This is a genomic window from Arthrobacter caoxuetaonis, from assembly GCF_023921125.1.
GTDB lineage: Bacteria > Actinomycetota > Actinomycetes > Actinomycetales > Micrococcaceae > Arthrobacter_B > Arthrobacter_B caoxuetaonis.
On the sequence record NZ_CP099466.1, the window covers coordinates 1,131,797 to 1,157,902 of the forward strand.

22 protein-coding genes are annotated in these 26,106 nt (G+C 65.3%); 9 read left to right on the top strand and 13 right to left on the bottom strand.

All coding sequences use genetic code 11. The annotated features are described in order from the left end of the window. Window positions 1-105: 105 nt before the first annotated feature. The 3 genes from NF551_RS05115 (at window position 106) to NF551_RS05125 (ending at window position 6,136) form a co-directional block, all read left to right on the top strand. A complete protein-coding gene (locus tag NF551_RS05115) occupies window positions 106-1,869 on the top strand; it encodes a M28 family peptidase (protein WP_227895014.1) in 1,764 nt (587 codons plus the stop codon). 187 nt (window positions 1,870-2,056) lie between these two features. Then, window positions 2,057-5,659 (top strand): transcription-repair coupling factor, encoded by a 3,603-nt coding sequence (mfd, locus tag NF551_RS05120; RefSeq protein WP_227895011.1) that lies wholly within the window; start codon window positions 2,057-2,059, stop codon window positions 5,657-5,659. A gap of 18 nt (window positions 5,660-5,677) precedes the next feature. Further along, window positions 5,678-6,136, top strand: coding sequence for a methyltransferase domain-containing protein (locus NF551_RS05125; protein WP_227895008.1), 459 nt, complete (start codon window positions 5,678-5,680; stop codon window positions 6,134-6,136). A gap of 890 nt (window positions 6,137-7,026) precedes the next feature. Here NF551_RS05125 and NF551_RS05130 read toward each other — a convergent pair. The 3 genes from NF551_RS05130 to NF551_RS05140 are packed head-to-tail and all read right to left on the bottom strand — an operon-like array spanning window position 7,027 to window position 11,276. Then, window positions 7,027-8,460 (bottom strand): NAD(P)/FAD-dependent oxidoreductase, encoded by a 1,434-nt coding sequence (locus NF551_RS05130; protein ID WP_227895005.1) that lies wholly within the window; start codon window positions 8,458-8,460, stop codon window positions 7,027-7,029. Between the two features lie 50 nt (window positions 8,461-8,510). Next, a complete protein-coding gene (locus NF551_RS05135; RefSeq protein ID WP_227895002.1) occupies window positions 8,511-9,968 on the bottom strand; it encodes an aminobutyraldehyde dehydrogenase in 1,458 nt (485 codons plus the stop codon). Window positions 9,969-10,010: 42 nt separating this feature from the next. Beyond that, entirely contained in the window at window positions 10,011-11,276 is a 1,266-nt protein-coding gene (locus NF551_RS05140) for a glycosyltransferase (protein ID WP_227895000.1), read from the bottom strand. 133 nt (window positions 11,277-11,409) lie between these two features. On the opposite strand from NF551_RS05140, the gene NF551_RS05145 reads away from it, so the two are divergent. Beyond that, window positions 11,410-12,021 carry a TetR/AcrR family transcriptional regulator gene (locus tag NF551_RS05145; RefSeq protein WP_227894997.1) on the top strand — a complete coding sequence of 204 codons (612 nt, stop codon included), beginning with the start codon at window positions 11,410-11,412 and terminating at the stop codon, window positions 12,019-12,021. Here NF551_RS05145 and NF551_RS05150 read toward each other — a convergent pair. From NF551_RS05150 to NF551_RS05165, 4 genes are read right to left on the bottom strand one after another with little or no spacing between them, the layout of a single operon-like run. Then, window positions 12,000-13,121, bottom strand: coding sequence for an ABC transporter ATP-binding protein (locus tag NF551_RS05150; RefSeq protein ID WP_227894996.1), 1,122 nt, complete (start codon window positions 13,119-13,121; stop codon window positions 12,000-12,002). The two genes, NF551_RS05145 and NF551_RS05150, sit on opposite strands and share 22 nt — an antisense overlap. Further along, a complete protein-coding gene (locus NF551_RS05155) occupies window positions 13,118-13,966 on the bottom strand; it encodes an ABC transporter permease (protein ID WP_227894993.1) in 849 nt (282 codons plus the stop codon). The genes NF551_RS05150 and NF551_RS05155 overlap by 4 nt, the downstream gene beginning before the upstream one ends. Then, window positions 13,963-14,865: an ABC transporter permease gene (locus NF551_RS05160; RefSeq protein WP_227894992.1), complete on the bottom strand. Its 903-nt coding sequence runs from the start codon at window positions 14,863-14,865 to the stop codon at window positions 13,963-13,965. Before NF551_RS05160 ends, NF551_RS05155 begins: the two co-directional genes overlap by 4 nt. 6 nt (window positions 14,866-14,871) lie before the next feature. Further along, window positions 14,872-15,960 carry a polyamine ABC transporter substrate-binding protein gene (locus NF551_RS05165; RefSeq protein WP_227894990.1) on the bottom strand — a complete coding sequence of 363 codons (1,089 nt, stop codon included), beginning with the start codon at window positions 15,958-15,960 and terminating at the stop codon, window positions 14,872-14,874. Window positions 15,961-16,122: 162 nt separating this feature from the next. Between NF551_RS05165 and NF551_RS05170 the strand changes: the two genes are divergently transcribed. Further along, window positions 16,123-17,349, top strand: a complete 1,227-nt coding sequence (locus NF551_RS05170) for a hypothetical protein (protein ID WP_227894988.1) — start codon at window positions 16,123-16,125, stop codon at window positions 17,347-17,349. Continuing rightward, window positions 17,319-18,302 (top strand): SIS domain-containing protein, encoded by a 984-nt coding sequence (locus NF551_RS05175; RefSeq protein WP_227894987.1) that lies wholly within the window; start codon window positions 17,319-17,321, stop codon window positions 18,300-18,302. Before NF551_RS05170 ends, NF551_RS05175 begins: the two co-directional genes overlap by 31 nt. A gap of 23 nt (window positions 18,303-18,325) precedes the next feature. On the opposite strand, the gene NF551_RS05180 is transcribed toward NF551_RS05175, so the two are convergent. The 4 genes from NF551_RS05180 to NF551_RS05195 all read right to left on the bottom strand — a co-directional run bounded on the left by NF551_RS05180 (window position 18,326) and on the right by NF551_RS05195 (window position 19,940). After that, window positions 18,326-18,463 carry a hypothetical protein gene (locus NF551_RS05180; protein ID WP_227894985.1) on the bottom strand — a complete coding sequence of 46 codons (138 nt, stop codon included), beginning with the start codon at window positions 18,461-18,463 and terminating at the stop codon, window positions 18,326-18,328. A 168-nt stretch (window positions 18,464-18,631) separates the two neighbouring features. Continuing rightward, a complete protein-coding gene (locus tag NF551_RS05185) occupies window positions 18,632-18,883 on the bottom strand; it encodes a hypothetical protein (protein WP_227894983.1) in 252 nt (83 codons plus the stop codon). 41 nt (window positions 18,884-18,924) lie between these two features. Next, the gene (deoC, locus tag NF551_RS05190) at window positions 18,925-19,632 is read right to left on the bottom strand and encodes a deoxyribose-phosphate aldolase (RefSeq protein WP_227894982.1); all 708 of its coding nucleotides are present in this window, start codon (window positions 19,630-19,632) and stop codon (window positions 18,925-18,927) included. Between the two features lie 170 nt (window positions 19,633-19,802). Further along, a complete protein-coding gene (locus tag NF551_RS05195) occupies window positions 19,803-19,940 on the bottom strand; it encodes a hypothetical protein (RefSeq protein ID WP_227894980.1) in 138 nt (45 codons plus the stop codon). A 242-nt stretch (window positions 19,941-20,182) separates the two neighbouring features. Between NF551_RS05195 and NF551_RS05200 the strand changes: the two genes are divergently transcribed. The 3 genes from NF551_RS05200 (at window position 20,183) to NF551_RS05210 (ending at window position 23,405) form a co-directional block, all read left to right on the top strand. After that, complete coding sequence (locus NF551_RS05200) at window positions 20,183-21,205, top strand: hypothetical protein (RefSeq protein ID WP_252604985.1); 1,023 nt, start codon at window positions 20,183-20,185, stop codon at window positions 21,203-21,205. Between the two features lie 203 nt (window positions 21,206-21,408). Further along, complete coding sequence (locus tag NF551_RS05205; RefSeq protein WP_227894977.1) at window positions 21,409-21,837, top strand: DUF7793 family protein; 429 nt, start codon at window positions 21,409-21,411, stop codon at window positions 21,835-21,837. Continuing rightward, complete coding sequence (locus tag NF551_RS05210) at window positions 21,834-23,405, top strand: putative bifunctional diguanylate cyclase/phosphodiesterase (protein ID WP_227894975.1); 1,572 nt, start codon at window positions 21,834-21,836, stop codon at window positions 23,403-23,405. Before NF551_RS05205 ends, NF551_RS05210 begins: the two co-directional genes overlap by 4 nt. A gap of 9 nt (window positions 23,406-23,414) precedes the next feature. Here the strand turns inward: NF551_RS05210 and NF551_RS05215 are convergent, their stop codons facing one another. Beyond that, window positions 23,415-25,181 carry a phospho-sugar mutase gene (locus tag NF551_RS05215; RefSeq protein ID WP_227894974.1) on the bottom strand — a complete coding sequence of 589 codons (1,767 nt, stop codon included), beginning with the start codon at window positions 25,179-25,181 and terminating at the stop codon, window positions 23,415-23,417. 29 nt (window positions 25,182-25,210) lie between these two features. Next, complete coding sequence (locus NF551_RS05220) at window positions 25,211-26,014, bottom strand: purine-nucleoside phosphorylase (RefSeq protein WP_227894973.1); 804 nt, start codon at window positions 26,012-26,014, stop codon at window positions 25,211-25,213. Between the last annotated feature and the right edge of the window lie 92 nt (window positions 26,015-26,106).

Below are 26,106 nucleotides of genomic sequence, written 5' to 3' on the forward strand. Positions count from 1 at the left end.
CGGTCTGTTAGGAGTCCGAAGTATTCCCATAACATCGCGGCACGGCTTGTGTCCCGGGGGCGGCGCACTCAAAGCCATCCATTCACTCGCACTCTTAGGGGAACGATGAAACTTAGTAAATCCATGCGCGGGGCAGCTCTCGCGGCAACGATTGTCCTCACGGTGTCGGCAGGAGCGCCGGCGTTTGCTGCCGAGGTCAATTCAGGGGGTAAGGGCAGCTCGCATCAGGGGCCGGGCCAGGGCAAGGGGCCGGGCCAGGGCAACGGGCCGGGCCAGGACAAACCGGGAAACCCCGGTAAGCCCGACAAGCCGGGAAACCCGGGAAATCCAGGTAAGCCTGACAAGCCCGGCAAGCCGGATAAGCCCGGGAAGCCGGGCCCGGGAAATCCAGGCAAGCCGGATAAGCCAGGCAAGCCGGGGAACCCGGGGAAGAGCGATTCCGCGAAACTTCGCGACAAGGTGAGCCTGAAGGGCCTGATGGGACACCTCGAGGCGTTCCAGGCAGCAGCGGATGCCAATGGCGGCAATCGTGCGGCGGGCACTCCGGGCTACGAGGCCGGCGCCCGGTACGTGGAGTCGCAGCTGCGCAAGGCAGGTTACGAGCCGTTCCGCCAGCCGTTCACCTATGAACAGTTCATCCTCAGCAGCGAGACCCTGGAGCAGGTGTCACCGGAAGCCCTCACCTACACCGCAGGGACTGACTACACCACCATGAGCTACTCCGGGCCCGGGGACGTCACTGCGGAAGTGACAGCGGTAGACATCAACCTCACGGGAGACCGCGCCAACACCTCCGGCTGCGAGCCGGAGGACTTCGCGGACTTCACGGCAGGGAACATCGCGCTCATGCAGCGTGGAACCTGTCCCTTCTCGGACAAGGTTGCCAATGCGGCGGCAGCCGGAGCCTCGGCTGCAATCGTCTTCAACCAGGGTGTGATTCCCACAGAGGACCGCACCGGCCTGGTCAACGGAACGCTGGGCGGCGTGACGTCGGCGATTCCTGCCGTCGGCACCACCTATGCGCTTGGCGAGGCGCTCGCCGCCACTGCGGGTGCAACGGTGCATCTGGCCGTGGACTCGACAGTCCAGCAAACGGAAACCTTCAACGTCATTGCGGACACGCCCAAGGGCGATCCGACCCGGCAGGTAGTTGTGGGCGCCCACCTGGACTCAGTGCAGGAGGGTGCGGGCATCAATGACAACGGCAGTGGTTCCGCCGCCATCCTGGAAACCGCGATCCAGCTCGGCAAGACTGGCAAATTCAAGCTCGAGAACCAGGTGCGGTTCGCATTCTGGGGGGCTGAGGAAGACGGCCTGGTGGGATCGACCGAATACGTTGCCCAGCTCAGCGAAACGGAACTGGCCAACACCATGCTCAACCTGAATTTCGACATGGTGGGCTCGGTTAACGGCGGCCGGTTCGTCTACGACGGCGACGGGGATGCGTTCGGTATGACTGGTCCTCCCGGATCGGACGTGATTGAGGGTGTCTTCGAGGAGTACTTCGCCGGACAGGGCCAGGCATCGGCTCCGACGGAGTTCAGCGGCCGTTCGGATTACCAGGCGTTTATCCTCAACCAGATTCCGGCCGGCGGCCTGTTCACCGGCGCAGAGGGCGTCAAGACCGAAGAGGAAGCAGCTCTCTTCGGCGGCACTGCGGGTGTCTCCTACGACCCCTGCTACCACAACACCTGTGACGATCTGAGCAACATCGATAAGAAGCTCTTCCACGAGATGTCTGACGCGGTTGCCCACTCCGTGCTGACCTTCGCCCAGACGGATGCGGACATCCGGGGCGGTGCCGGGGTTGCCTCCGCCCGCGCCCTGCCCGCTGCGCCTGAGTACCGGGGTCACGAGGCACTGCGCTAGCAGCTCATCTTCCCGCACCATCAGAAGGCCGTCCGCAGGAAACTGCGGGCGGCCTTCTGCGCTGTCCGCCCTCAGCTGTAAGCCCGGTGCCGGCTGCCGGGCAGCGGGTAGGCTGGAATTACCGACCCGGGGTTGATTGCCAGCTTCGGGTTCTTGCGTTGCCTGCCCTGAAGGAGATACCCCCGTAATGAGCCTGAACGGACTGCGCGCTGCCCTGGCCGAGGACCCGTCCTACGCCCGCCTTCGGGCGCACTCCGCGCGTCCGCCGGCGCAGCGCAGCCAGGACCTGGAGATCGGTGCACCGCAGGGAATGCGGGCCGCGCTGCTGGCCGAGATGGTGGATGGTCTGGCGGAGACATCGATCGACGGCGGCGGCAAGCCTCCGGTGGTGCTGGCCGTTACTGCCACCGGGCGGGAAGCCGAAGACCTTGCCGCAGCCCTGCGCAGCTACCTGCCGCTGGCCGGTATAGAGGAGTTCCCCAGCTGGGAAACCCTGCCGCACGAACGGCTTTCGCCCCGCTCGGACACCGTGGGGCGCAGGCTTTCCGTCCTGCGCCGGCTCGCCCATCCCGGCAATGACCCGGTCCAGATCGTGGTGGCACCGGTCCGCGCGGTCGTGCAGCCCCTGGTCAAAGGACTCGGGGACCTGGAACCGGTCTCCCTGGCGGTAGGGGATGAGTGCCCGTTCGATTCCGTGGTCAAGGCGCTCGCGGACGCCGCCTATGCCCGCGTGGACATGGTCTCCCACCGCGGCGAGTTCGCCGTGCGCGGCGGCATCCTGGACGTGTTCCCGCCCACTGATGACCACCCCATCAGGATCGACTTCTTCGGCGACGAAGTGGACTCCATGCGCTGGTTCGCCGTCGCCGACCAGCGCACCCTCACCGGTGAGCACGTCGTCCACCCCAAGGAGCTCTACGCCCCGCCCTGCCGTGAACTGCTGATCACTCCGGCGGTCATGAGCCGGGCAGCGAAGCTGAAGGACCAGATGCCCGCCGCAGCGGACATGCTGGAGAAGCTTGCCGGCGGGATCGCCGTGGAAGGCATGGAATCCCTCGCACCGGTGCTGGTGGACGAAATGGTGCCGCTGATGGGGCAGCTGCCGGCCGGCTCCATCTCCGTGGTCATCGAGCCGGAGAAGGTCCGCGCCCGCGCCCACGACCTCGAATCCACCAACGAAGAGTTCCTCGCCGCGGCCTGGGCCACAGCGTCCGACGGCGGTGCGGCGCCGGTCGATCTCTCCGCCGGGCTCAGCGCAGACCTGGAAGCTGCGAGCTTCCGTTCCTTGACGGACACCCGTTCCGCGGCCCTGGCCAACGACGTCGCGTGGTGGGCCATCACCTCCTTCAATCCGGACGATGAAACCGTCCTGGACATCGACACCTTGACCATCAACGCCCGTGAACCGCGCGGCTACAAGGGCGACGTCGCGGAGATGATGGAGTTCATCGGCTCCCGGGTCCGGGACCAGTGGCGCGTCGTCGTCGTGACCGAAGGGCCCGGCCCGGCAGCCCGGCTGGCTGAGCTGTTCCACGACAATGACATCCCGGCCACCCGGGTGGAGTCCCTGGACTCCGAACCACAGCCGGGCATCATCGAGATCACCACGGCCAGCGCCGGGCGCGGCTTCGTGTTCGACAACCTCAAGACCGGCCTGCTCACGGAAGCGGACCTCCTGGGCCGAGCCAGTGCTAACTCGACCCGCGACATGCGCAAGATGCCCTCGCGGCGGCGCAACGCCGTCGACCCCCTGCAGCTGCAGGAAGGCGACTACGTGGTGCACGAACAGCACGGTGTCGGCCGGTTCGTGGAACTGCTCCAACGTGCCACCGGTGCAGGCACGAACAAGACTGTCCGGGAGTACCTTGTCCTGGAATACGCCCCGGCCAAGCGCGGTGCGCCGGGGGACCGGCTGTTCGTGCCGACCGACCAGCTGGACCAGATCACCCGGTACGTGGGCGGTGAGACTCCGGTGCTGTCCAAGATGGGCGGCTCGGACTGGGCCAAGACCAAGTCCAAGGCCCGCAAGGCGGTCAAGGAGATCGCCGGAGAGCTGATCCGGCTCTACTCCGCACGCATGGCCTCCCGCGGTCACGCGTTTGCCCCGGACACCCCCTGGCAGCGCGAACTCGAAGAAGCGTTCCCCTATGTTGAGACCCCGGACCAGCTGACCACCATCAATGAGGTCAAAGCGGACATGGAACGCGAGATTCCCATGGACCGGCTGGTCTCCGGTGACGTCGGCTACGGCAAGACCGAGATTGCGGTGCGGGCCGCGTTCAAGGCGGTGCAGGACGGCAAGCAGGTGGCGGTCCTGGTGCCGACGACCCTGCTGGCCCAGCAGCATATGGAAACCTTCTCCGAACGCTTCTCCGGATTCCCGGTCCGCGTCGCTGCGCTCTCGCGCTTCCAGACCGCCAAGCAGGCGAAGGAAGTCATTGAAGGCGTGCTGAACGGGTCGGTGGACGTGATCATCGGAACCCACCGCCTGCTCTCCCAGGAAGTCCAGTTCAAGGACCTGGGCCTGGTGATCGTGGATGAAGAGCAGCGCTTCGGCGTCGAACACAAGGAAGCGCTCAAGAAGCTGCGCACCAACGTGGACGTGCTGGCCATGAGCGCCACCCCGATTCCGCGAACCCTGGAAATGTCGCTGACCGGCATCCGGGAAACGTCCACGCTGGCCACCCCGCCGGAAGAGCGGCACCCGGTGCTGACCTACGTTGGCCCGTACACGGACAAGCAGGCATCCGCGGCGATCCGGCGCGAGCTGATGCGCGAGGGGCAGGTGTTCTTCGTCCACAACCGGGTCTCCTCGATCGACCGGACCGCCGCGAACCTGCAGGAGCTGGTCCCGGAGGCGCGGATCGCCGTCGCGCACGGCCAGATGAGCGAATCGAAGCTCGAGCAGATCATCGTGGACTTCTGGGAGAAACGGTTCGACGTGCTGGTGTGCACCACCATCATCGAAACCGGCCTGGACATCTCCAACGCCAACACCCTGATTGTGGACCGGGCCGACCACTTTGGCCTGTCCCAGCTGCACCAGCTGCGCGGCCGTGTGGGCCGCGGCCGGGAACGTGCCTACGCGTACTTCCTCTACCCGTCCGAGAAGCCGCTGGGCGAGGTGGCCCTGGAACGGCTGAAGGCGGTCGCTGCTCATAACGAGCTCGGCGCCGGCATGCAGCTGGCAATGAAGGACCTGGAGATCCGCGGTGCGGGCAACCTGCTCGGCGGTGAACAGTCCGGCCACATCGCCGGGGTCGGTTTCGACCTGTACATCCGGCTGGTCGGGGAAGCCGTTGCGGACTACCGCGGAGAGGCGGAGGAGAAGGCCGCGGAAATGAAGATCGAGCTCCCGGTCAACGCGCATCTGCCGCACGACTACGTACCGGGGGAGCGGCTGCGGCTGGAGGCCTACCGGAAGCTGGCCTCAGCGCTGACGAACGAGGCGATTGACGAGGTCCTCGCCGAACTGGTGGACCGTTACGGTGAGCCGCCGCAGGAAGTGAAGAACCTGATCGACGTCGCCCGGTTCCGGGTGGATGCCCGCGAGGCCGGACTGACCGACGTCGCGCTGCAGGGCAACTTCATCCGGTTCTCGCCCGGGGACCTGCCCGAATCCCGGGTCATGCGCCTGCAGCGGATGTATCCGGGATCCCAGGTGAAGCCGGCGCTGAACTCGATCCTCATTCCCAAGCCGAAGACCGCGAAGATCGGCGGCCGGGACCTGCAGGATGCCGAGGTGCTGCAGTGGGCGCACCAAGTACTGGACGCGATCTTCAAGGAGTAGCCGGAGTAGGGTCGGGGGATGCCGGACGCGATCTTCTCCCACCCCAGGCTTGCCGGGGTGTACGACGCCCTGGAAGGCGACCGCAGTGACCTCGACACGTATCTCGACCTGGCCGCGGAGGCTCGGGTGAACGCGGTTCTCGACGTCGGTTGTGGAACCGGTACGCTGGCGTGCCTTCTCGCAGCGCGCGGCGTTGCAGTGCTTGGTGTGGATCCGGCGCCGGCATCTGTTGAGGTGGCCCGTTCCAAGCCGGGAGCCGGCAGCGTGAGGTGGATTCACACCTGCCTCCGCCCCGGCGGGATGTTTGCTTTTGAAACCCACTCTGACGGTGGACGGTTGGACTCCACCAGCACCTTGCGCTTCCGCACCCAGGGCGCGCTGCGCTCCACCCTTGCGGAGGCCGGATTCGGAGCAGTGGAGATCCGGGATCTGCCGTATGCGCCAAACCGCGGGTGGCTGGTGCTGGCAACCGCCTGACCGGGTCTGATGAAACGAGCTTTGGGACGCACGACCCGCACGGGAAGATGTACTCACGCCGGGCGTTGGGGCATCCTTTGGGGAGATAACGTCCTTTGGCGAGTGTTCCCTTCTACCTTCGGGGAGTTGACGTCGCTTTGGAACGGTCAAGACGACGTTATCTCCCCGAAGGTTTCGCCCGATCGGCCTGTAAGAGCGTTATCTCCCCAAAGGTTGCTAGGAGGAAGGGGCCCGCCCGCATATCAGGCCGGCCGGCAGCGCACCGCTTCCCCGCTGTCGTGGTCGGTGGGACTGGTGTGATCCCGACAGTCCCAGGCGCCACATGGGTTGTGAACCTGGGCAGCTCTGCCGACCGCCGGGTGCCAGCAGCGGAATCCGTTGTCGCAATAACGCTGTGAGCGGGTAGCACTGGTATTCATTGCTGCGCTGACGTCCCTTTCACCGTTTCAGAGCGACGTTATTGCAGCAGAGGCTCCGTGAAAGGGCTGGTAACTGCGTTATTGCAGCAAAAGATTCGGGGTGGCTGGTAACTGCGTCAGCGCAGCAGAGGATGGGCAGGGCCCCGGCACCGGTCAGCGCCGGGCGCTCAACCAGGCCCAGCAGCCGAAGCCCAAACATGCGCAATAGATGCGCAATCGGGGTTGGGAGCCGGGGTGCCCAGGCGCAACGGGGTTCGCGGTCAGATTCGGACACACGGTCCGGTAGACACGCGCAACCACCCCCGCTGCAGCCCAGCCGCACAGCCCCCGCACACCACCCCTAAACTGCACACCAAAAAACGTGCCTCCTTCGGGAGGGGGAATAGGGCCGAAGGAGGCACGCGGCTGAAATGCCGGGCACTCCAAAGGGCCCCGGAGATGGGGGCCCAAAAGGGAGGCGCGGCGAAAGGGCTAGGAGTCGAACCCCATTCCCACGGCATCCATGAGCTTCAGCCACGGACCCCGTTTGCCCTGCCGGCGATCGGAGCGGACCATGGCAGCGGTTGTGATCTTCACGCCCAGCCAGGCAACCGGCTCCGGGGGGAAGGGCAGCGGAAGCTTCCGCACCAGTTCCAGGGAAGTGCGCCGGGTCTGGACACCGGAGAGCAGGTCCAGCAGTACATTGGCCGCGAACCGGCTGGCGCCGACACCCAGGCCGGTGAACCCGGCGGCATAGGCAACACGTCCGCCGTAGGCCTTCATGAAGAAGGAGAAGAACCGGCTGCAGGTGTCGATCGCCCCGCCCCACTTATGCGTGAAGCAGATGCCTTCCAGCTGGGGGAAGGTGGCCAGGAAATGCGCAGCCAGGCGGCGGAAGGACTCCTCGCTCTGGTCGTACTCGGGCTTCATGCTGCGCCCGTAGTGGTACGGCGCGTCATAGCCGCCAAAGAGGATCCGGTTGTCCTCCGTGAGGCGGTAGTAGTGGAAGCGGTTCGAGACGTCGTCGAGCCCCTGCCGCCGGGACCAGCCGATGGATTCCAGCTGCGCCTCGGTCAGCGGTTCGGTCATCAGCGCGTAGTCGTAGACGGGCACCGTGTGCAGACGCGCCCGGCGCAGCAGCGACGGAAAAACGTTCGTTGCCAGGGCGACCTTCGCCGCGGACACCGTGCCGCCGTCGGTCTCCACTTCGACGCCGTACCCGGACTTAGCCAGCGACCGCACGGGGGAGTGTTCGAAGATCTGCACGCCCAGTTCCAGGCAGGCACGCTTCAGTCCCCAGGCCAGCCGCGCCGGATCAACCAGTGCGCTGCCCTTCTTGTTCCACGCGCCGGCCAGATACAGCGGTGACTTCACCTCGGCCTGGACCTGCTCCTGATCGAAGAACTCGACGCCGTCGTGCCCGGCTTCCTCGCGCAGCCAGTCCACCTGGTGCGGATCGGTGGCCAGCGCCAGGGTGCCGTTCCACTGGAAGTCGCAGTCGATGCCGTAGCGCTGGATCGCCTGGGCGAACTCGGCCAGGTTCTCGTCCCCCATGTCCTTGAGCAGGTCCACCTCCTGGGGCAGGTGCTTGACCCCGTTGCTGTAGCCGTGGGTCAGGCTGGCGGAGACAAAACCGCCGTTGCGGCCCGAGGCCGCCCAGCCCACTTCCTGTCCCTCGAGAAGCACCACGATGGTGGACGGGTTGCGTTCCTTGGCCAGCAAAGCGGTCCACAGCCCGGTGTACCCGCCGCCGACCACAACAAGGTCAGCGGAGATCCGGGATTCCAGCGGCGGAAGGGGAGCGGGCCGTTCGGGACGGTCCAGCCAGTAGGGAGCAGGAGCGGCGGAGGCAAGGGCAGCGGTGACGGCGGCGGCCGGGATGCGCTGCTCGGCCAGCTCATAGGTGGTTGGGGTGGTGCGGGGCACGGTATCTGCTTTCGATCGGTGGTGGTTCGCAGGTGTATGCAGGGTGCGGATCAGGCCGGGCGGTAGCCCGTCGTTTCCGGCGGCACGGCGTGGCGGATCATGAGGTGTCGGGTCACGGAGTAGTCCAGCAGCGGTTCGATGCTCATGTCCTTGCCGAATCCCGAGCCTTTCACACCTCCGTGCGGAGCCTCGGACGCCAGCGGCAGATGGTCATTGATCCAGGTGACGCCCACTTCCAGCTGGTGGCTGACGCGGATGGCACGCCCGACGTCGGCGGTCCAGACGGAGGACGCCAGGCCGTAGGCGCTGTCATTGGCCAGCGCGACGGCGTCGTCCTCCGAATCGAAGGGCAGGGCCACCAGCACCGGGCCGAAGATCTCGCCCTGCACCAGTTCGGAGGACTGCGCAGCGCCCACCACGAGGGTGGGCGGGAAGTAGAAGCCCGGGCCCGCCAGCGGGGAGCCGCCCTCCAGGGCCTGGGCTCCGCCGTCGACCGCCCGCCGGATGAAACCGGCCACCTTCTCCCGGTGTGCGGCGGAGATCAGCGGACCGATGTGGGTGGCGGGATCGTGCGGATCACCGATGTTGATGCCCTTCAGCTCTGCACGCAGGGCGGCAATGGCGTCGTCGAAAATGCTCCGGTGGATGTACACGCGGGTAGCGGCAGTGCAGTCCTGGCCGGTGTTGTAGGTTGCGCCCAGGGCGACGGCGCGGGCCATCTGGGGGATGTCGGCGTCGGCGAAGACCAGGGCCGGGGCCTTACCGCCCAGCTCCAGGTGCACCCGCTTCACGTCCTTGACGGCACCCTGCATCACGGCGCGTCCGGTGGCAGTGGAACCAGTTACCGAGACCATGTCCACGCCGCGGTGCCCTGCCAGCGCGGAACCGATGTCCCCGCCGCCGGTGACCACGTTCAATACGCCCGCGGGCAGGCCCGCGCCGGCGGCGAGCTCAGCCAGCCGCAGGGTGGATCCCGGAGTCAGCGGGGCAGGCTTGAGGATCACGGTGTTGCCGGCCGCCAGCGCGGGGCCGGCCTTCCACAGGGCCATGATCAGCGGGAAGTTCCATGGAGTGATCCCGGCGACCACACCCACAGGACGGCGGACCATCATGGAGGTGTAACCGTCGGAAAACACTCCCGCGCCGGTGCCGTCCACGGACCGGGCCGCTCCGGCGAAGAAGCGCAGGTTATCCGCCCCGAAAGGGATCTCCCCGTCCAGCACGGTGGTCCAGGGCTTGCCGCCCTCGGTGACTTCCAGTTCGGTGAGCGCTTCACCGTCGGCTTCGAGCGCATCGGCGAGTTTCAGCAGCATACGGGCACGCTGGCCCGGGGTCTGGGCGGCCCAGCCTGCCGCGGCGCCGCGGGCGGCGCTGACGGCGGAGTCGACGTCGTCCACGGTCGAGGCGGGGAGGGTGCCGGAGACTTCGCCGGTGGCTGGATTAATAAGTTCCTGCACTTCGCCGGCGGAGGCACGGTAGTCGTTGGAGATGAAAGTTCCGGAGGCCATGGTGGTTCCTTGCATTGGTGGTGATCTGGTGATGTGGTGCGGTCAGTGGAAAGCGGCGACGTTTTCCAGGGCGGTGGCCGCGGCGGAAAGGCCGTCGACGGCGCGGATCCGTTCCCCGGCTGCACGGCAGCGGGCCAGCAGCTCCGTGTCGCCGAGCAGGTCGGAGATCGTGCCCAGCAGTTCCTCCGGCGTGCAGGTGTAGGTGTCCAGCCGGCGGCCGTAACCGGATTCATGGACGCGCTGGGCGTTGTCGTACTGGTCCCAGAACAGGGGCAGCAGAATCATCGGCTTGCCGAAGTGCAGGGCCTCGGTGGTGGTGTTGTTGCCGCCGTGGGTGATGACCAGGTCCACGAGGGGAATGATGCGGGTCTGCGGCAGGAACTCCGCACCCCACATGTTCTCCGCGAGGGTGATCTCCTCATGCAGCGGACCCTTGGAGACAATGAAGTTGTACTCCCCGGCGGTGCCCAGGATGTCCACGGTGCGCTGCATGAGTTCGACGTCGGCGCCGCCCAGGGAGCCCAGGCTGAAGTAGACCAGCGGCTTGGTGCCGTCCAGGAAGTGCGGCGGAAGCTCTACAGCGGATTCGGTTTCCCGCACTGCGGAGTCCACTCGGGTCCAGTCCTCGCCGAGGGGACGGCTGTCGGTGTAGTCCAGCTCCTCGGGGTAGACGTAGATGTTGTGGACGCCGGAATGGATGAACTCAAGGCGGGGCAGCGCGGGTGCACCCTGCTCCTGGACCCAGGCATTGAAGTCTTCCCAAAGGTCCTTGTGGGTGCGCTCGTATTCGGCGCGGTATTCCTCCCAGGCGCTTTCGTCGTCCCGGCCCAGCCCGGAATAGGCAGGCGCAATCCCGGGACCGGTTACCTCCAGCGGGTTGCAGGAGACCATCCGGACGAACGGCTTCCCGGCGGTTACCAGCGCGGGAAAGGCAACCACGTTGTCTTCAATGATGACATCGGGATTTACTTCCGCAATGATGCGGCGCAATTCAGGCTCGCAGTACTTGGCGCCGTCAATTGCACCTTCCCAGATGGGTCGGATAACCGTTTCGGCCTGCTCCAGGGTTGATTTCCGGAATTCCGGGGAGATGGCTTTGATGTATTCCTTCCAGAAATCTCCCGCCCCGGCGTCCTCCGGCTCGTCCGCCGGCGGGGCGAAGTCCACCAGGGCCTCCTCGAACCCAAGCGCGGCAAGCTTGCCGCGCCACGAAGACTCCGCCGCGAAGACAACACGGTGGCCGCGCTTGAGGAGCTCATTACCAATACCAATGCAATTATTCGTAGGGCCGTAAGCGCTTTCCGGCATGAAAAGAAAAGTCCGTGAATTTGTCAACGGGTGCCTCCTGGAAACAGTGGGTGATTGAAATTACTTTTGTGGAAGTTCGTGTTTCGCCGAATGTGCCCTATCGTGGTAAATCAGCAATCGAGGAAGGTTTCACATGGCACGCCCGAAGAACCAGACCGCACGCCGCAGCGAAATCGTGGCGGCCGCGCAGCGGGCGGTGGCCAAGCACGGCCCCGACGGTGCGCGGCTGAACCGCGTCGCGGAGGAAGCCGGGCTGACCAGCGGGGCGGTGCTGTACTACTACCCGAACCTCGAGGACCTGATGCTCGAGGCAAACCGGGAGGCCATGGAGCGCTTCTACGAACAGCGGGTGCAGATGCTCGCTTCGCTGCCGGATGACCCGGCTGCCCGGCTGCTGGCCCTGATCCGTTCCGGCCTGCCCTCCGGTCCGGAAGACACGCAGGTCGCCATGCTCTGTGCCCTGGGCGGGTCTGCGGGCAACCATCCGGTGACGGCAACCCTTCTGACCTCGCTGTACGAGCGGCAGGTCGGCATGTACCTCGTGGTCCTCGAACAGGGCGCTGCCCGCGGCGTGTTCACCTTGGCCCAGGACCCGCTGACCGTGGCCCGCAACCTCGTGGCTCTGGAAGATGCCTACGGTTACCGGATCATTGCCCGCCACCCCAGCATCGATGCCGAAGCCGCCGCAGGCCTGATTGCCGACTATGCCCGTATTGCCACCGCTCATGAGCTGACGGTTTCCTGAGCGGCTGCCTCCAGCGGTCCTGCGCCGCGGTCATCGGCAACGGCAACCGTGCGGGCGGCGTCGACGATTAGCCCGACCTCCGAGCCGCGCTGCGGCACGTGGACGGAGCGAAGGGTGCAGATGAAGGGGGCGGGAACACCCGAGACCCGAACCGCCACGGTGGAGGTGCCTCCGAGGAAGTAGGTGTCCAGCACCGTTCCGTCCAGGATTCCGGCCCCGGGCGCGGTCAGGACCACATCCTCCGGGCGGATGACCGCCGTAGCGGCGCTCCCCGCGGAAAGCCCGTGGTCCGCCGCGAGTACCAGTCCGGATTCCAGCAGGATGCCCCCGGCCACTGCCGTGCCGTCGAGCAGGTTGGCGGAACCGATGAAGTCTGCGACGAAGCGGGACGCCGGTGCCGAATAGAGGCCGACGGGCGTATCGACCTGCTCCAGCCGGCCGCCGTTCAGCACTGCCACGCGGTCCGCCATGGACATGGCTTCTTCCTGGTCATGCGTGACCACCACGAACGTCATGCCTGCCTCATGCTGCAGCCGCTTGAGTTCCAGCTGCATTTCCGCCCTGACCTTGCGGTCCAGGGCCGAGAGCGGCTCATCGAGCAGCAGCAGTCGTGGATGCTTGACGATTGCCCGGGCCAGGGCAACCCGCTGGCGCTGGCCGCCGGAGAGCTGGCTGGGCCTGCGTTTGGCGAATTTTGTCAGTCCGATGGTCTCCAGTACCTCGCCGACCCGGCGGCGTACCTCTGCTTTGCCGGTGCCTTCCGCCTCCAGCCCGTAGGCCACGTTCTTCTCCACGCTCAGATGGGGGAAGAGTGCATAGGACTGGAACATCATGTTCACCGGGCGTCGGTGGGCCGGCAGCCGGGTCAGCGGACCGCCGTCGAGCAGGATCTCTCCTTCGGCGGGCGTCTCGAAGCCGGCGATGGAACGCAGCAGGGTGCTCTTGCCGCAGCCGGAAGGGCCCAGCAGGGCAAAGAACTCATTGTCGGCAATATCCAGGTCGATTCCGTGCAGGGCCTGGACGGAGCCGTAGCTGTGGCTGAGGCCGCGCAGCGCCAGCAGCGGCTGCGGTCCGGGAACGGGAGCAGGTCCGGTGGTCATAGAGAATCCGCAATCTTGGTCAGTCGTTGTGTGCCGAGGACCGCCAGGACGGTCAGGCCCAGCAGCATGGTGGCAAGGGCATTGATCTCGGGGGAGACGCCGAAGCGCACCATCGAGTAGATGTTGATGGGCAGGGTGGAGACAGTTGGGCTGGTAGTGAAGAAAGCGATGACGAATTCGTCCAGGGACAGGGTGAAGGCCAGCAGCCCGCCGGAAATGATCGCCGGGCCCAGCTGCGGAACGGTGACCCGCAGCAGCGTCCGTGCCGGGGAGGCACCCAGGTCACGGGAAGCCTCCTCCAGGCTGGGATCCACCTGGGCCAGCCGGGCCAGGACGATCGCGGTGACAAACGCCATGGCGAACACGGTGTGCGCCAGGATCACCGAGAGCAGGCCAAGCGTGAAGTTCAGCAGCGTGAACAGGCTCAGCAGCCCGATCGCCAGGAGCAGGTCCGGCAGCATGGCCGGCGCAATCGCGATCGCACGGATCAGCCCGCCCTTCGTGTAGCGGTGGATGCCGACGGCGGTCAGCGTGCCCAGCACGGTGGCCAGGACGGCAGCTGCGGCGGCCACCACCAGGGTGTTGCCCAGGGACGCGAGGATCTCCGGGGAGCGGAAGACCTCCGCGTACCACTTCAGCGAGAACCCGGACCAGGAAAACAGGTTGGAAGACGCGTTGAAGGACATGGCCGTGACCACAAGGATCGGCAGGTACAGGAACGCGATGGCGCCCCAGAACGGCACCCGCAGGTGCCAGCTGCGCCCGGGCCGTGCGCCGCGGCGTCGTAGCCTGTGCGCTGCCTGAGTTCCTGCGGCGGCTCCGGATGTGGCTGCGGTGGTGCTCATGCGTCCGCCTTCCGTGGGGTCTTGCCTTCGCTGACGGCGCGGGAGGCACGCTGCTGCAGCACCAGCAGGAGCACCAGGAACGCGGTCATGACCAGCGCCAGCGCCGCGCCGAAGGGCCAGTCGCGGGCCTTGAGGAACTGGTCGCGGATGAGGTTGCCGATCAGCACGGTCTTACCGCCGCCGATCAGCTCCGGAATGATGAAGTTGCCCATGGCCGGCACAAACACGAAGATGCAGCCGGTCAGTGCCCCGGGAGCGGAGAGCGGCAGGGTGATGGTGCGGAAGACCCGGAACGGGGAGGACCCCAGGTTGATGGCTGCTTCGGTCAGCTGCGGGTCCTGCGAGGACAGGGAGGCGTACAGGGGCAGGATCATCAGCGGCAGGTACATATAGACGAGCCCGACGACGACGGCCGGCTCGGTGTAGAGCATGGCCACCGGTTCGCTGGTGATGCCCAGCCACTGCAGTCCCTGGTTGATCCAGCCGGCATTGTTCAGCAGCAGGATCCACGCGTAGGTGCGGATCAGGAAATTGGTCCAGAACGGCAGCAGGACAGCGATCAGTGCCAGGGTGCGCCAGCGTTTGGGCAGCCGCGAGATGAACAGCGCCGCAGGGTAGCCGATGAGCAGGGCGATGCCCGTGGCAGCGCCGGCAATGAGGATGGATTTGAGCACCACGCCCAGGTAGAGCGGGTCCGCCAGCCGGACAAAGTTGTCCAGGGTGAAGTTGTATTCGACGCCGCCGAACCGGCCGCGCTCGAAAAAGGCATAGACGGTGACCAGCGCTACCGGCAGGACCGCCAGCACAAACAGGACGATAACGCCGGGCCCCAGGATCGGAAGTCCGGCCAGGCTCCGGCGCCAGACGGCGCCGGAGGCCGGGGAACGGAAAGCAGGCACGGGAAGCTACTTCGCGGAGATTTCCGTGGCGAGGCGGGTGTACTCGGTGCTGTAGTCGCCCAGGTCAACAATGACTTCCTGCTCCGCCAGCTCAGCAGGGGTCATGGCCAGATTCGGGTAGGTGGTCAGCAGTTCCGGATCCAGCGCCTCCATGGCGGCTTTGTTGGGCACCTTGTAGAGGATGTTCTCCGCGGCCCAGGAATGAACCTCCGGTTCCAGCACGTAGTTCAGGAACGCCATGGCAGCTTCCTTGTTCTGCGAAGACTTCAGCACGGTCATGGTGTCCACCCAGAGGTCGCTGCCCTCTTCGGGAACGGTGAACTTGATGTTCGGGTCCTCGGCGATGCCGTAGTTGCACCAGCCGTCCCAGGCTTCGGTCAGCACGGCTTCGCCGGTGACGAGCTTGGAGTAGAAGGTGGTGTCATCGAAGGAGAGCAGGGTGGGCTTGGTGGCGGTGAGCTGCTCCTTTACTGCTTCGAGCTCAGCGGGATCCTCGGAGTTCACCGAGTAGCCCAGCGCCTTCAGGGCAGGCAGGGCCATCCAGCGTTCGGTGGAGAGCATGGTGGTCTTCCCGGCTGCTTCCGCGGACGGTTCCAGGAGGTCGTTCCAGGACGTCGGCTCTGCCGGCAGCAGGTCCGAGCGGTAGCAGAGGCCGGTGGTGCCCCAGGCGTACGGCAGGGAGAAGGTGTTGCCGTCGTCGTATGCCATTTCCATGGCCTCCGGGTAGAGGTTCTCAATGTTGGGTATGAGGGAGTGGTCCAGTTCCTGGAGCATTCCGCCTTCATTGAGGGCCTGGGCGTACTGGCCGGAGACGAAGGCGACGTCGATCCCCGAGTCGCCGCCGGCGGTCAGCTTGGCCATGATTTCTTCATTCGTGGCGTGGTGGACGATTTGCACCGGCACACCGGTCTCAGCCTCGAAGGTCTCCGCGAGGTCCTCGGGGTAGTAGTCGGCCCAGATGCCGACCACAAGCTCCTGCTGGCTGATGTCGGCCTCGGGATCCAGGTCCGCTGGTTGGCTTCCGCCGCCGCAGGCTGACAGCGCCAGGACTGCTGTCACGGCGACAGCACTGCGCTTGATGTGCTCGAAACTCACGGTCACTCCTTCTGGACGTGAGTGGCACACGTCACCTCGGCTGTGGTTGGTGAACTGATCTTTGCATTAGAGTTCAAGGAATACAACGGTTGTTTTAGGCTGTAACAAGCATTTAACAAACGGTTCTTGAAACTTTTGTGTAAGGAATGTGAGGGTGGGGTTATGCATGAACTAAGGACCCCGCACGGCCGCATCCGGCTGGAAACCGACGGCGTGCTCACACCTTTGGGGTCCGCCGGCGAGCCGGCTGCCGCGGGATCAGGGCTGGCCGCAGACCTGGTGGCAGCGGTTCTGTCCGGGGCGCCGGATGGCCTTGAATGCTCACCCGGGGAGCTTCGAATAGTGCGGACTCCGCTGCCCGCCGCCGTTGCTGCCACTGACGAATCCGCTGTCGCCGTGGACATGACCAACCTGTCCGTCGTCGTCGGCGGGGACAAGATCGTCAAGCTTGTCCGTTCCTGGGGCGGCGCGAACCGGTCGGCGCGGCTTCTGACCCGTCTCGCGGAAGCCGGTGTGGAGGCCGTCCCGGGATATTTTGGGTCCTTGGACTGGCATCACCCGACGCGGGGGCAGGGGACACTTGCCCTGGTCAGCGCCGTCGTTCCGGATGCAGCGGATGGCTGGAGCTGGGCAGTGGACGACGTCGTGTCCTGGTTCCAGGGCGGTGAGGCGCCGCGGTGGCCGGCGGAGCTGGGACGGCTTACTGCCGAAGTCCACACGGTGCTGCTGGAAGCGGGTGCGGCCGCGCCGCCGGCGGCCGCGCAGGTGCGGAAGCGGGCGTCGGACGTCCTGGACCAGGCACTGTCCGTGACCGACGGCGACCCGGGCCTCCGGCTTACCCGCCGTGCGTCAGCGCTGAAGGACATCCTGGATGCGATTCCAGAGACAGCAGCTCCGGCGTTCGACCTGCACGGTGACCTGCACGTGGGGCAGATCCTGCGCGCCGGCGGGAACTACTGGCTGCTGGATTTCGACGGCGATCCCCAGCTGTCAGCTGCTGAACGTGACCTGCCGGACACGGCTGCCCGCGACGTCGCGCATCTCGCGGCAAGCTTCGACATGGTTGCGTCTGTTGCTGCCAAGAGGATCCAGGCATCGGAGCCGCAAGCACTGCGGCGGCTGTACGGCTGGTCGCGGGATGCCACCGGGGAAATGGTGGCGTCCTACCGCGAGGCAGCACGGGAAGCCGGCGTTCCGGACCTTCTGGATGAGGCAATGCTCCCCGGGCTCATCGCTGAACAGCTGCTTCGGGAACTCATCTATGCGCACCGCTTCCTGCCTCGTTGGGGGTATGCCGCGGACGGCGCCATCACTCACCGATTTCCCCCAGACCAGACATCACAGCACAAGGAGCCCGCGTGGACACCGCCCGCTTTGCCGAGGACCTGAACACGGTCCCGGACTATCTCGAAGAACTCGCGCCGATGCTGGAGCGCGGATACCCCGGCCTGGCGCAGCTGCCGAAAGCGAACCGTCTGCTGGTTCTTGCGATGGGCTCCAGTGCGTACGCCGCTGCCACGGTGGCACGCCAGGCCAGGGCTGACGGCCTGAACGTCCAGGTCGAGCTGGCCAGCACCGCGCTCTTGCCCGCCCCTGCGCCAGACCTCCTGGTCATAGCAGTCTCTGCCACCGGCTCCAGCGTGGAAGTGCTGGCTGCCGCCCAGCGTTACCAGGGCGCCGGCAGGCTGGTGGCTGTAACGAACAATGCGGACTCGCGCCTCGCGGCCATGGCGGACTTCGTGTTGCCGCTGAATGTGGGGGAGGAGGTCTCGGGAATCTCCTGCCGGAACTTCCGGCATTCCGTCCTGGTCATGGCGGCCCTCCTGGAAAGCTTCGGCGCTTCGTTTGGGGAGCTGGGCGAGACGGCACGCCTGGCCGCTGCAGGGAACCGGGAGCTGCTGGCCTCTGCGGGGGACTGGCTGCCCCAAGCCTCGGACGTGTTGCTGGGACCCGACGGTGTCTTCCTGCTCGCTCCGGCTGAGCGGCGGTCCAGTGCAGAGCAGGGTTCCCTGATGCTGCGCGAGGTTCCCCGGCGGCCGGCGTTCGGCAGCGAGACGGGAGACTGGTCACACGTCGATGTCTACTTGTCCAAGACGCTGGACTACCGTGCCCTGATGTTCGCAGGCTCCGCGTGGGACCAGCAGGCGCTGGACTGGATGGCCCCCCGCGGCGCAGCCATTGTCGCAGTGGGCGGAAGCTTCCCCGAAGCCAAGATGTCGGTGAAGTATCAGGGCCAGGAGCACTGGCTGACGGCGGTCCTGGTGGAGACCATGGTGCCGGAGCTTCTGGCGTGGGACTGGTATTCCAAGGATCCCCGTCACTCGTGGAGTTCCCGGGTCTGAGGCCCTCCCGGAGGGCCCGCCGGCTACTGGGTGACTGCGACGGCGAAAACAATCATCGCTGCCAGCACCAGGGCGCCGATCGCTGAATAGGAGATTCGGGTGAAGCGCTGCTGCCGGCTGCGTTCCCGGCGCCATTCCCTGCGGCTCAGTGTTGTGCTCATGCGCGCAACAATAGGAACGGGCGACGGTAGATACTAAGAGTACTTACTACTTGTTTCCTGCCGGATGTTACTCGCGCTGCGGGAGACGCTAAGTACCGGATTTCGTCCGGGAACGGCAAAGGCACGCTGGAACCAGCGTGCCTTTGCCGTTATCAGAAGCCTGAAAGACTACTCGTTGTGCGACTTGCCTTCAGCCAGTTCAGTCGTGGAGTCCGAGCGGCCCATCATGAACGGGATCAGGTAGACGAGCGTGCCGACGACGAGGCAGACCACCATCGGCCATACAACATCAAGGGTCAGCCAGTTCAGCGAGTAAATCGAGGCGAGGAACAGCCCGAAGAAGACGACGAACGTAACGAGGTTCTTGACCAGGTGTCCTTCGCCCGAGTGAGTGGGCTGCTTGGCCTTGGTTCCTGCCATGGGAGTTTCTCCGTTTCAAAAAGTTTTCAGCGGCGGACGGATCAGTAGCCGGACCCGCCGTTACCACCCTTAACAATAGCGATTCCGGAGCTCGCTCCAATTCGCGTGGCTCCGGCGTTGATCATGGCGAGGGCATCTTCGCGGCTGCGAACGCCGCCGGAAGCCTTAACGCCGAGGTCAGGGCCTACGGTCCGGCGCATCAATGCGACGTCTTCCACAGTCGCCCCGCCTCCGTTGAAGCCTGTCGACGTCTTCACGAAGTCAGCGCCGGCTTCGACCGAAGCCTCGCAGGCGAGGACTTTCTGCTCATCCGTCAGCAGCGCAGTCTCGATGATGACCTTCAGGAGGGCGCCCGTTTCGTGGACAGCATCGGCGACGGCGGCGATGTCTCGGACCAGTGCTTCCCGGTCACCCCGGCGAGCCGCGGCAATGTCGATGACCATGTCGATTTCGTCAGCGCCGTCCTGGAGTGCACCCTGGGCTTCGAAAACCTTGACCTCCGTGGTTGAGGCGCCAAGCGGAAAGCCGATGACGGAGCACGTATCCACGCCGCTGTCCTTCAAGGCTGTGTGAACGGTGCTCACCCAAAGCGGGTTCACACACACGGATTTGAAACCGTACTGGGCGGCTTCTTCACACACTCGGAGGATGTCTTCGCGGGACGCCTCCGGCTTGAGCAGGGTGTGGTCGATATACGAGGCGAGGTCTGCGGTCTGCGGGGTCTCGTCGGGCGCGGCGTTCGTGGGCATGGCGGTCCTTTCCAAACTGGGCTTCCAGTCTCCCATATGCAGGGAGGGGAGAAGGAGCCATGAAGTGAGGGGGCAGGGGCTAGCCTGCACCGTCAAGCTCCATCGCGCCCAGCAAAATAAAAAGCCGGGCAATAATCCCGAAGGATTGTTGCCCGGCTTTCATCTAAAGCTTAGTTAGGCCACCAGTTGATCAGCGGAGAAACAGTTCCCCCGCCGACGCCGAAAGATGGAGCTGCGTTAGCAGGTGCTGCAACACCGACTGCCGTGATGGCTGCCGCGAGAAGCAGGGAAGCCCCCAGTTTCTTCATATGGTTTCTCCTTGATGAGAGTGACAACTAGCGCTGACACAGAAAACTATACTCAGTTCGACAGGCAGATAACCTACCTGCTTTCGAAAATTCAGGATATCTTGCGTTAAGGAAGCGAGATTCCAGTCGCTCTGGTCTGACTTGGTGCGTAACGTTCTTCAATGAGTCCGCTGGCCAGTCACAATGAAACTCAGCGCAGACGAAGAGCAGTGCAACATACCGAGAAAGTTCCGTGGCTCCGCATGACCAATGATTTCATTTTCAACGAGTACAAGGCCCGCCAATTCTGGGAACGCCGGGAGTACGGACATGCATTGGCCTTTGCGGAACGCGCAGCCACAGCTGCCAGCGAGAAGGGTGACGATGCCGGTTGGTGGAGGATGCGGTTCCTCTTCGGTGAATGCCAGCGTGAACTGGGGCTTATTGACGACTGTGCCGCCACAGCAGAAAACCTCGCTTCGCACCCTCTTGCAGGATCGGATGCGGTTTTGAAAGGCAAAGCCAGGGCATTGCAGTCTTTGGCATTGCAGGGACTCGGCCAACTCCCGGAAGCCCTTGCCGTCGCCCGGGCCGCCGTCGATTCCCCCTTCGATCCTGAGCATGGTGCCTCTGCCAAACTCGAGGCACAGCAGGTGCTCGTGGCGGTTCTCGCAGAGAGCGGCAACTTGGAGGACGCATGGCGAGAAGCCGAAAAGCTGGCCACTCTGATAGACGAGGAATCGGGATCCGAGAGAGCAGGCAAGGCCTACTGGTCGATCGGAAATGCCGCGTTCCTCGTGGGCAAGCCTACGGAAGCGACTTACTATCACGGACTTGCCTCGGCAGCGCTTTCGCGTATCAACGACGTCAGTCTCTGGGCGCTTTTCAACAAGGCATCGGCGTTCATGAGGCTGACTGCGAACTTGGTTGAGCCTGAAACACTGCAGTGCATCGAACGGGCGGAGATGGCTATCTCTATCACCGGAGGCACCAAGCAGGATGAAATCGAGCTCGGGATCACCCGCGCCTATTGGATGTACCTGACTGGCGAGTGTTCTGAGGCGCGTGCACATATGGCGGTCCTCATGCAGGAGGCAGAACTGATGGCGCCGCACATTGAAGGAGAAGCACGCCTGCTGTACGCACGCATTCTTCGGGACGAGGGACAGCCCGAAGAAGCGGCCAAATACGCGGCGGAAAGTGCCCGTCTCTTCGAAAATGCTGGGGCCTCCGCACGGGCCGAACAATCCAGGGGCTTCCTAGAGGATGCGCGAGAGGTCTCTTAAACGTGCCTGTGGGAGGCATTGGAAGGCAGAAGGAGCATGTGGTTCAGCGGAATTACGCTGACAATCCGTTCTTTTTGAGGACAACTGAGGTACCTTAGGTTTTTGGGGGGAAACATGGGAAAGCATGAAGTTTTGGGTCTCGAACCGTGGAACGGCACTGAACCGGACCGCGCATGCAGAAAAGCCCGGGCTGGAGGGACCGCATGACGGTCATCGACAGCGCAGCGCCGGTGCCTGAGGAAGCTGTTCCCGGTACCCGAGGGATCCGGTCGGGCGAAGAGGGCTACGCCGAGGTTTTTTCGGAGGATGGCTTTGCCACCATCATCCTGCCGCCGGGCGAGGTCATCACCGGCGGGATCGCCGCCCGCGCAGCGGAGGAATTCGACGAACTCGCCGGGCCTGGGTTTATTCCCCTGCTGCTGGAGATCACGGGCGTTGAATCCCTCACCCGCAGCGCCCGCAGCGTCTTCGGAGCGGCCCGCAAGGCATCCGCCGTCGCCGTCGTCGGCACCTCGCAGGTGGACCGTGTTATTGCAAACTTCCTGCTGGGCGGTGACCTCCCGCCGTGCCCCACCCGGTACTTCTCCTCAAAGAGCGAAGCTCTGACGTGGCTGGAGAGCCGGACGAAATGACGGAAGGGCAGCCAGCAGACACACGACTGCAGCAGGTAGTCGACGGCATAGTCCGGATCGCTGCTGGGGACCTGAGTACCAGGATCCGCACCTCGCCCAACCGGGACGACGTTGACGCCGTCATTACCGGGATCAACCTGCTGGCCGAAGAACTTAATTCGGTTTACCAGGAGTTCGAGGAACGGGTCGAGTCGCGGACCATCGAACTGCAGGCAGCACACCGGCAAATGCAGCGCATGGCCATGAGCGACGCACTGACCGGGATGGCAAACCGTACTGCGCTGATGCACGGAATCGAAGCAGCTCTCCTGTCATCCGAGGACGGCGCCAAGCGTCCCTCCGTCCTGATGATCGACCTTGACGCATTCAAGGACATTAACGACAGCTTCGGCCATCAGACCGGCGACCAGGTGCTCGTTGAAGTAGCACGAAGGATCCGCTGGGCGGTGCGCCGCGGGGATACCGTGGCCCGGCTCGGCGGCGACGAGTTCGCCGTCCTGCTTCCCGAAACGAGCCTCACCGCGGCCATGGGCGTGGCGGCAAGGGTCCAGGAAGCCCTCACCGAATGCATCAGGGTCGACGAGCTCGACGTCTGGCCCCGTGCCAGCATCGGAGCGCACGCCGGGCAGGCAGGGGAGAGCGCCGAAGACATCATGGTCCGGGCAGACACCGCTATGTACGCGGCGAAGGAAGCCGGGAGGGGGCAAAACAAGGCTTTCGAGCCGGTTATGCTCTACTCCCGCCAGCTCCGCCGTGACATGGCTGCCGAGCTGCGCCAGGGCGTGGGACGAGATGAGCTTTTCCTGGATTACCAGCCCGTCGTGGAGCTGGCCAGCGGCCGGATGATCGGTGTGGAAGCGCTGATCCGCTGGCAGCACCCGCAGCGCGGACTCGTTATGCCCGATGACTTCATTCCCATCGCCGAGGAGACCGGGATCATCCTGGATCTGGGGCGCTGGGTGCTGCGGGCTGCCCTGGAACAGGTGGCCCGCTGGGAAGGGGAACTGGCGCTGGAACCGGATTTCAAAGTCCGGGTCAACCTCTCCGCCATGGAACTGCAGCGGCTGGACCTGGTGGACCATGTCCGGCAGGCGCTTACCGAAACCGGGATCAGTCCGGGCCGCCTGATCATCGAAATCACGGAAAGCGCGTTCGTCAGCGGCGGTGACGTTGAAATGTACTCGCTCCGGTCACTCAGTGCCCTCGGCGTCGGGATTGAAATCGACGACTTCGGGACAGGCTATTCCTCCATCAGCTACCTCCGCCGGCTGCCTGTCCACACCGTGAAGGTGGACCGCAGCCTGATTCGTGACATCAGCGCTGATCCGGGTCAGCGGCACTTTGTGGATGCGGTCCACGGCCTGATCCAGGCGGCCGGCATGGAAGCGGTCTTCGAAGGGATCGAGACCCTGGACCAAGCCGCGGACCTCCTGGTCCTGGGCTGCCGAAGCGGCCAGGGGTACTACTTCAGCAGGCCGCTCGCCGCGCGGCAGGTTGCCGACATCCTGGAAACGGGAGCCGTGCTTCCATTGGTCCAGGCACCCGCGAATTCCACCGGAGCAGGGTAGCGCGGCGGGTCAGGCCTCCAGCCCCAGTGCGGCAGCAATGTCTTCCTTGGCGGCGGCCAGCCGGTCCGCCGCGGCGGCACGCGCACGCGCCAGGCCGGCACGGCCGTCAACCGGCTCGATGACTTCCAGGTAACACTTGAGCTTGGGCTCGGTGCCCGACGGCCGGACGATGATCCGGGTGCCGTCCTCCGTCAGGTAGAGCAGGCCGTCGGTCGGAGGCAGCGCTTCGGAACCGGCTGAGAGGTCGACGGCGTTCACCACCGGGGACCCGGCGAGGGACGACGGCGGCTGTGCGCGCAGGCGCGTCATCATCTGCGGAATGAGGGAGAGGTTCTCCACCCGCACCGAGAGCTGGTCTGAAGCATGCAGCCCGTGTTCCAGCGCAAGGTCATCGAGCATATCGAACAAGGTGCGGCCGTCGGCTTTCAGGGCGGCCGCAAGTTCGGCGATCAGCAGGCCGGCGGAGATGCCGTCCTTGTCCCTGACCAGCGCCGGTGCCACGCAGTATCCCAGGGCTTCCTCATACCCGTACACAAGTCCGGGGACCCGCGATATCCACTTGAAGCCGGTCAGCGTTTCCTGGTGGGCGAATCCGGCCGCAGCGGCGATGCGGGCAAGCAAACGGGAGGAGACGATCGAATTTGCGAAGACGGGAGTATTGGAATCCGGGCGCAGCCGGTGGTGGCCGGACCGGATCCGGTCGGCAATGTGTGCACCCAGCAGCGCCCCCGTTTCATCCCCGCGCAGCATCCGCCACTGGCCGGTGGCAGGATCCTGGGCGGCGACGGCAGCACGGTCGGCATCCGGGTCGTTGGCCAGGACAATGTCCGCACCGGTTTCGGCTGCCATGCCCACTGCCAGGTCCAGCGCTCCGGGTTCCTCCGGGTTGGGGAAGGCCACGGTCGGGAAGTCGGGATCGGGCTCCGCCTGTGCAGCCACAAGCTTCACCGAGGAGAATCCGGCGTCGCGCAGGACCGCCGTCATGGTTTCCCCGCCGACACCGTGCATGGGGGTGAGGACGATCCTCAGGTCCCGGGCCGGGTAACCGTCGTGGTTCACCAGCGCGTCGACGGCGTTGATGTAGTCGGCCGCGATCGACTCGGAGACGTCGGTCCAGCCCTCCGGCGCAGTCTCGATGGAGGAGAGCGGCAGCGTGTAGTCGATGCGCGCGGCGATCTCGGCGTCGTAGGGCGGGACGATCTGCGCACCGCGTCCCGGCCCCTTCACCGTGCGCCCGCCCAGGTAGACCTTGTAACCGTTGTCCTGTGCCGGGTTGTGGCTGGCGGTGACCATCACTCCGGCGTCCGTATCAAGGGCACGGACCGCGTAGGCGAGCACCGGCGTCGGCAGCGTGCAGGGAAGCAGGAACGCCTCGATGCCTGCGGCGCTGAAGACCGCCGCTGTTTCCAGGGCGAACGCCTTCGAGTTGTGCCGCGCGTCGTAGCCGATCACTGCGCTGGGGATCCACCCCTCGGACCTGTCCTGCAGGAAGGAAGCGATTCCGGCCGCGGTGCGCCGGACGACGGCGCGGTTCATGCGCCGAGGGCCGGCACCGAGAGCGGCGCGCAGGCCGGCGGTGCCGAACTCCAGGGTGCCGGAGAACCGGTCCGCCAGTTCCTCCAGGGCCGCGGCTGTTCCGCTTTCCGCAGCGGCTTCTGCCTCGGCTGCCGCCAGCAGGGTCCGCAGCTCAGCGGCCGTGGCAGGGTCGGGGTCCGTATCGGCCCAGATCCGGGCTTCGTTGAACAGTTCTTCGCGTTCCATAGCAGTCAAGGTCATTGGGTGCCTCAGATCGGATACGGGCGGTGCTACAGGGCGCCGATGATGCCGGCGAGCAGCTTGGAAATGCGCGGGCCTGCTTCGGCGCCGGCTTCCAGCACTTCCTGGTGGCTCAGGGGTTCCGGGCTGATGCCTGCGGCCAGGTTGGTCACCAGGCTGATACCGAAGACCTCCATGCCGGCATGGCGGGCAGCAATGGCTTCAAGGGCGGTGGACATGCCCACCAGGTCCGCGCCGATGGTCTTGGCATAGCGGACTTCCGCGGGTGTTTCGTAGTGCGGGCCGGGGAACTGGGCGTAGACACCTTCGGCAAGGGTGGGATCAACGGTCCGGGCGAGGTCGCGGAGCCTGGGGGAGTAGAGGTCCGTCAGGTCGACGAACGTCGCGCCCTCCAGCGGGGAGGTGGCCGTCAGGTTGAGGTGGTCGCTGATCAGCACAGGGGTGCCGGGAGCCCAGTCCAGGTTCAGGCCGCCGCATCCGTTGGTGAGGACCATGACCTTCGCACCGGCAGCAGCGGCGGTCCGCACACCGTGGACGACGGCGCGGACACCCTTGCCCTCGTAGTAGTGCGTGCGGGCACCCAGGATGAGGGCGCGCTTGCCCCCGGGAGTCAGTACGGACCGGATGGTCCCCACATGTCCCTGGACAGCCGGGGCGGAAAAACCGGGAATGTCCGACGCCGGCAGCGTGGCAGTGGTCTCACCGATCAGGTCTGCTGCGTCCCCCCAGCCGCTGCCCAGGACCAGGGCGATGTCGTGGCTGGGTACACCGGTTTTCTCGGCGATGTACGCTGCGGCCTGCTGGGCAAGTTCAAAGGGATCGTCATAGCTCACCCGTACAACTTACCGCTTGTTGGCGGCCGGCGCGGCCGGTCCCGGGCGCGGTTCGTTTGAGACGTTCCCCCCGATGGGACAGAATGGACCCT

Bases quoted from the DNA above. Each gene is read 5' to 3' on its own strand.
- NF551_RS05115 (WP_227895014.1), top strand. From the start codon at position 106: ATGAAACTTAGTAAATCCATGCGCGGGGCAGCTCTCGCGGCAACGATT.
- mfd (WP_227895011.1), top strand. From the start codon at position 2,057: ATGAGCCTGAACGGACTGCGCGCTGCCCTGGCCGAGGACCCGTCCTAC.
- NF551_RS05125 (WP_227895008.1), top strand. From the start codon at position 5,678: ATGCCGGACGCGATCTTCTCCCACCCCAGGCTTGCCGGGGTGTACGAC.
- NF551_RS05135 (WP_227895002.1), bottom strand. From the start codon at position 9,968: ATGGCCTCCGGAACTTTCATCTCCAACGACTACCGTGCCTCCGCCGGC.
- NF551_RS05140 (WP_227895000.1), bottom strand. From the start codon at position 11,276: ATGCCGGAAAGCGCTTACGGCCCTACGAATAATTGCATTGGTATTGGT.
- NF551_RS05145 (WP_227894997.1), top strand. From the start codon at position 11,410: ATGGCACGCCCGAAGAACCAGACCGCACGCCGCAGCGAAATCGTGGCG.
- NF551_RS05150 (WP_227894996.1), bottom strand. From the start codon at position 13,121: ATGACCACCGGACCTGCTCCCGTTCCCGGACCGCAGCCGCTGCTGGCG.
- NF551_RS05155 (WP_227894993.1), bottom strand. From the start codon at position 13,966: ATGAGCACCACCGCAGCCACATCCGGAGCCGCCGCAGGAACTCAGGCA.
- NF551_RS05170 (WP_227894988.1), top strand. From the start codon at position 16,123: ATGCATGAACTAAGGACCCCGCACGGCCGCATCCGGCTGGAAACCGAC.
- NF551_RS05180 (WP_227894985.1), bottom strand. From the start codon at position 18,463: ATGAGCACAACACTGAGCCGCAGGGAATGGCGCCGGGAACGCAGCCGG.
- NF551_RS05185 (WP_227894983.1), bottom strand. From the start codon at position 18,883: ATGGCAGGAACCAAGGCCAAGCAGCCCACTCACTCGGGCGAAGGACAC.
- deoC (WP_227894982.1), bottom strand. From the start codon at position 19,632: ATGCCCACGAACGCCGCGCCCGACGAGACCCCGCAGACCGCAGACCTC.
- NF551_RS05195 (WP_227894980.1), bottom strand. From the start codon at position 19,940: ATGAAGAAACTGGGGGCTTCCCTGCTTCTCGCGGCAGCCATCACGGCA.
- NF551_RS05200 (WP_252604985.1), top strand. From the start codon at position 20,183: ATGACCAATGATTTCATTTTCAACGAGTACAAGGCCCGCCAATTCTGG.
- NF551_RS05205 (WP_227894977.1), top strand. From the start codon at position 21,409: ATGACGGTCATCGACAGCGCAGCGCCGGTGCCTGAGGAAGCTGTTCCC.
- NF551_RS05210 (WP_227894975.1), top strand. From the start codon at position 21,834: ATGACGGAAGGGCAGCCAGCAGACACACGACTGCAGCAGGTAGTCGAC.
- NF551_RS05215 (WP_227894974.1), bottom strand. From the start codon at position 25,181: ATGACCTTGACTGCTATGGAACGCGAAGAACTGTTCAACGAAGCCCGG.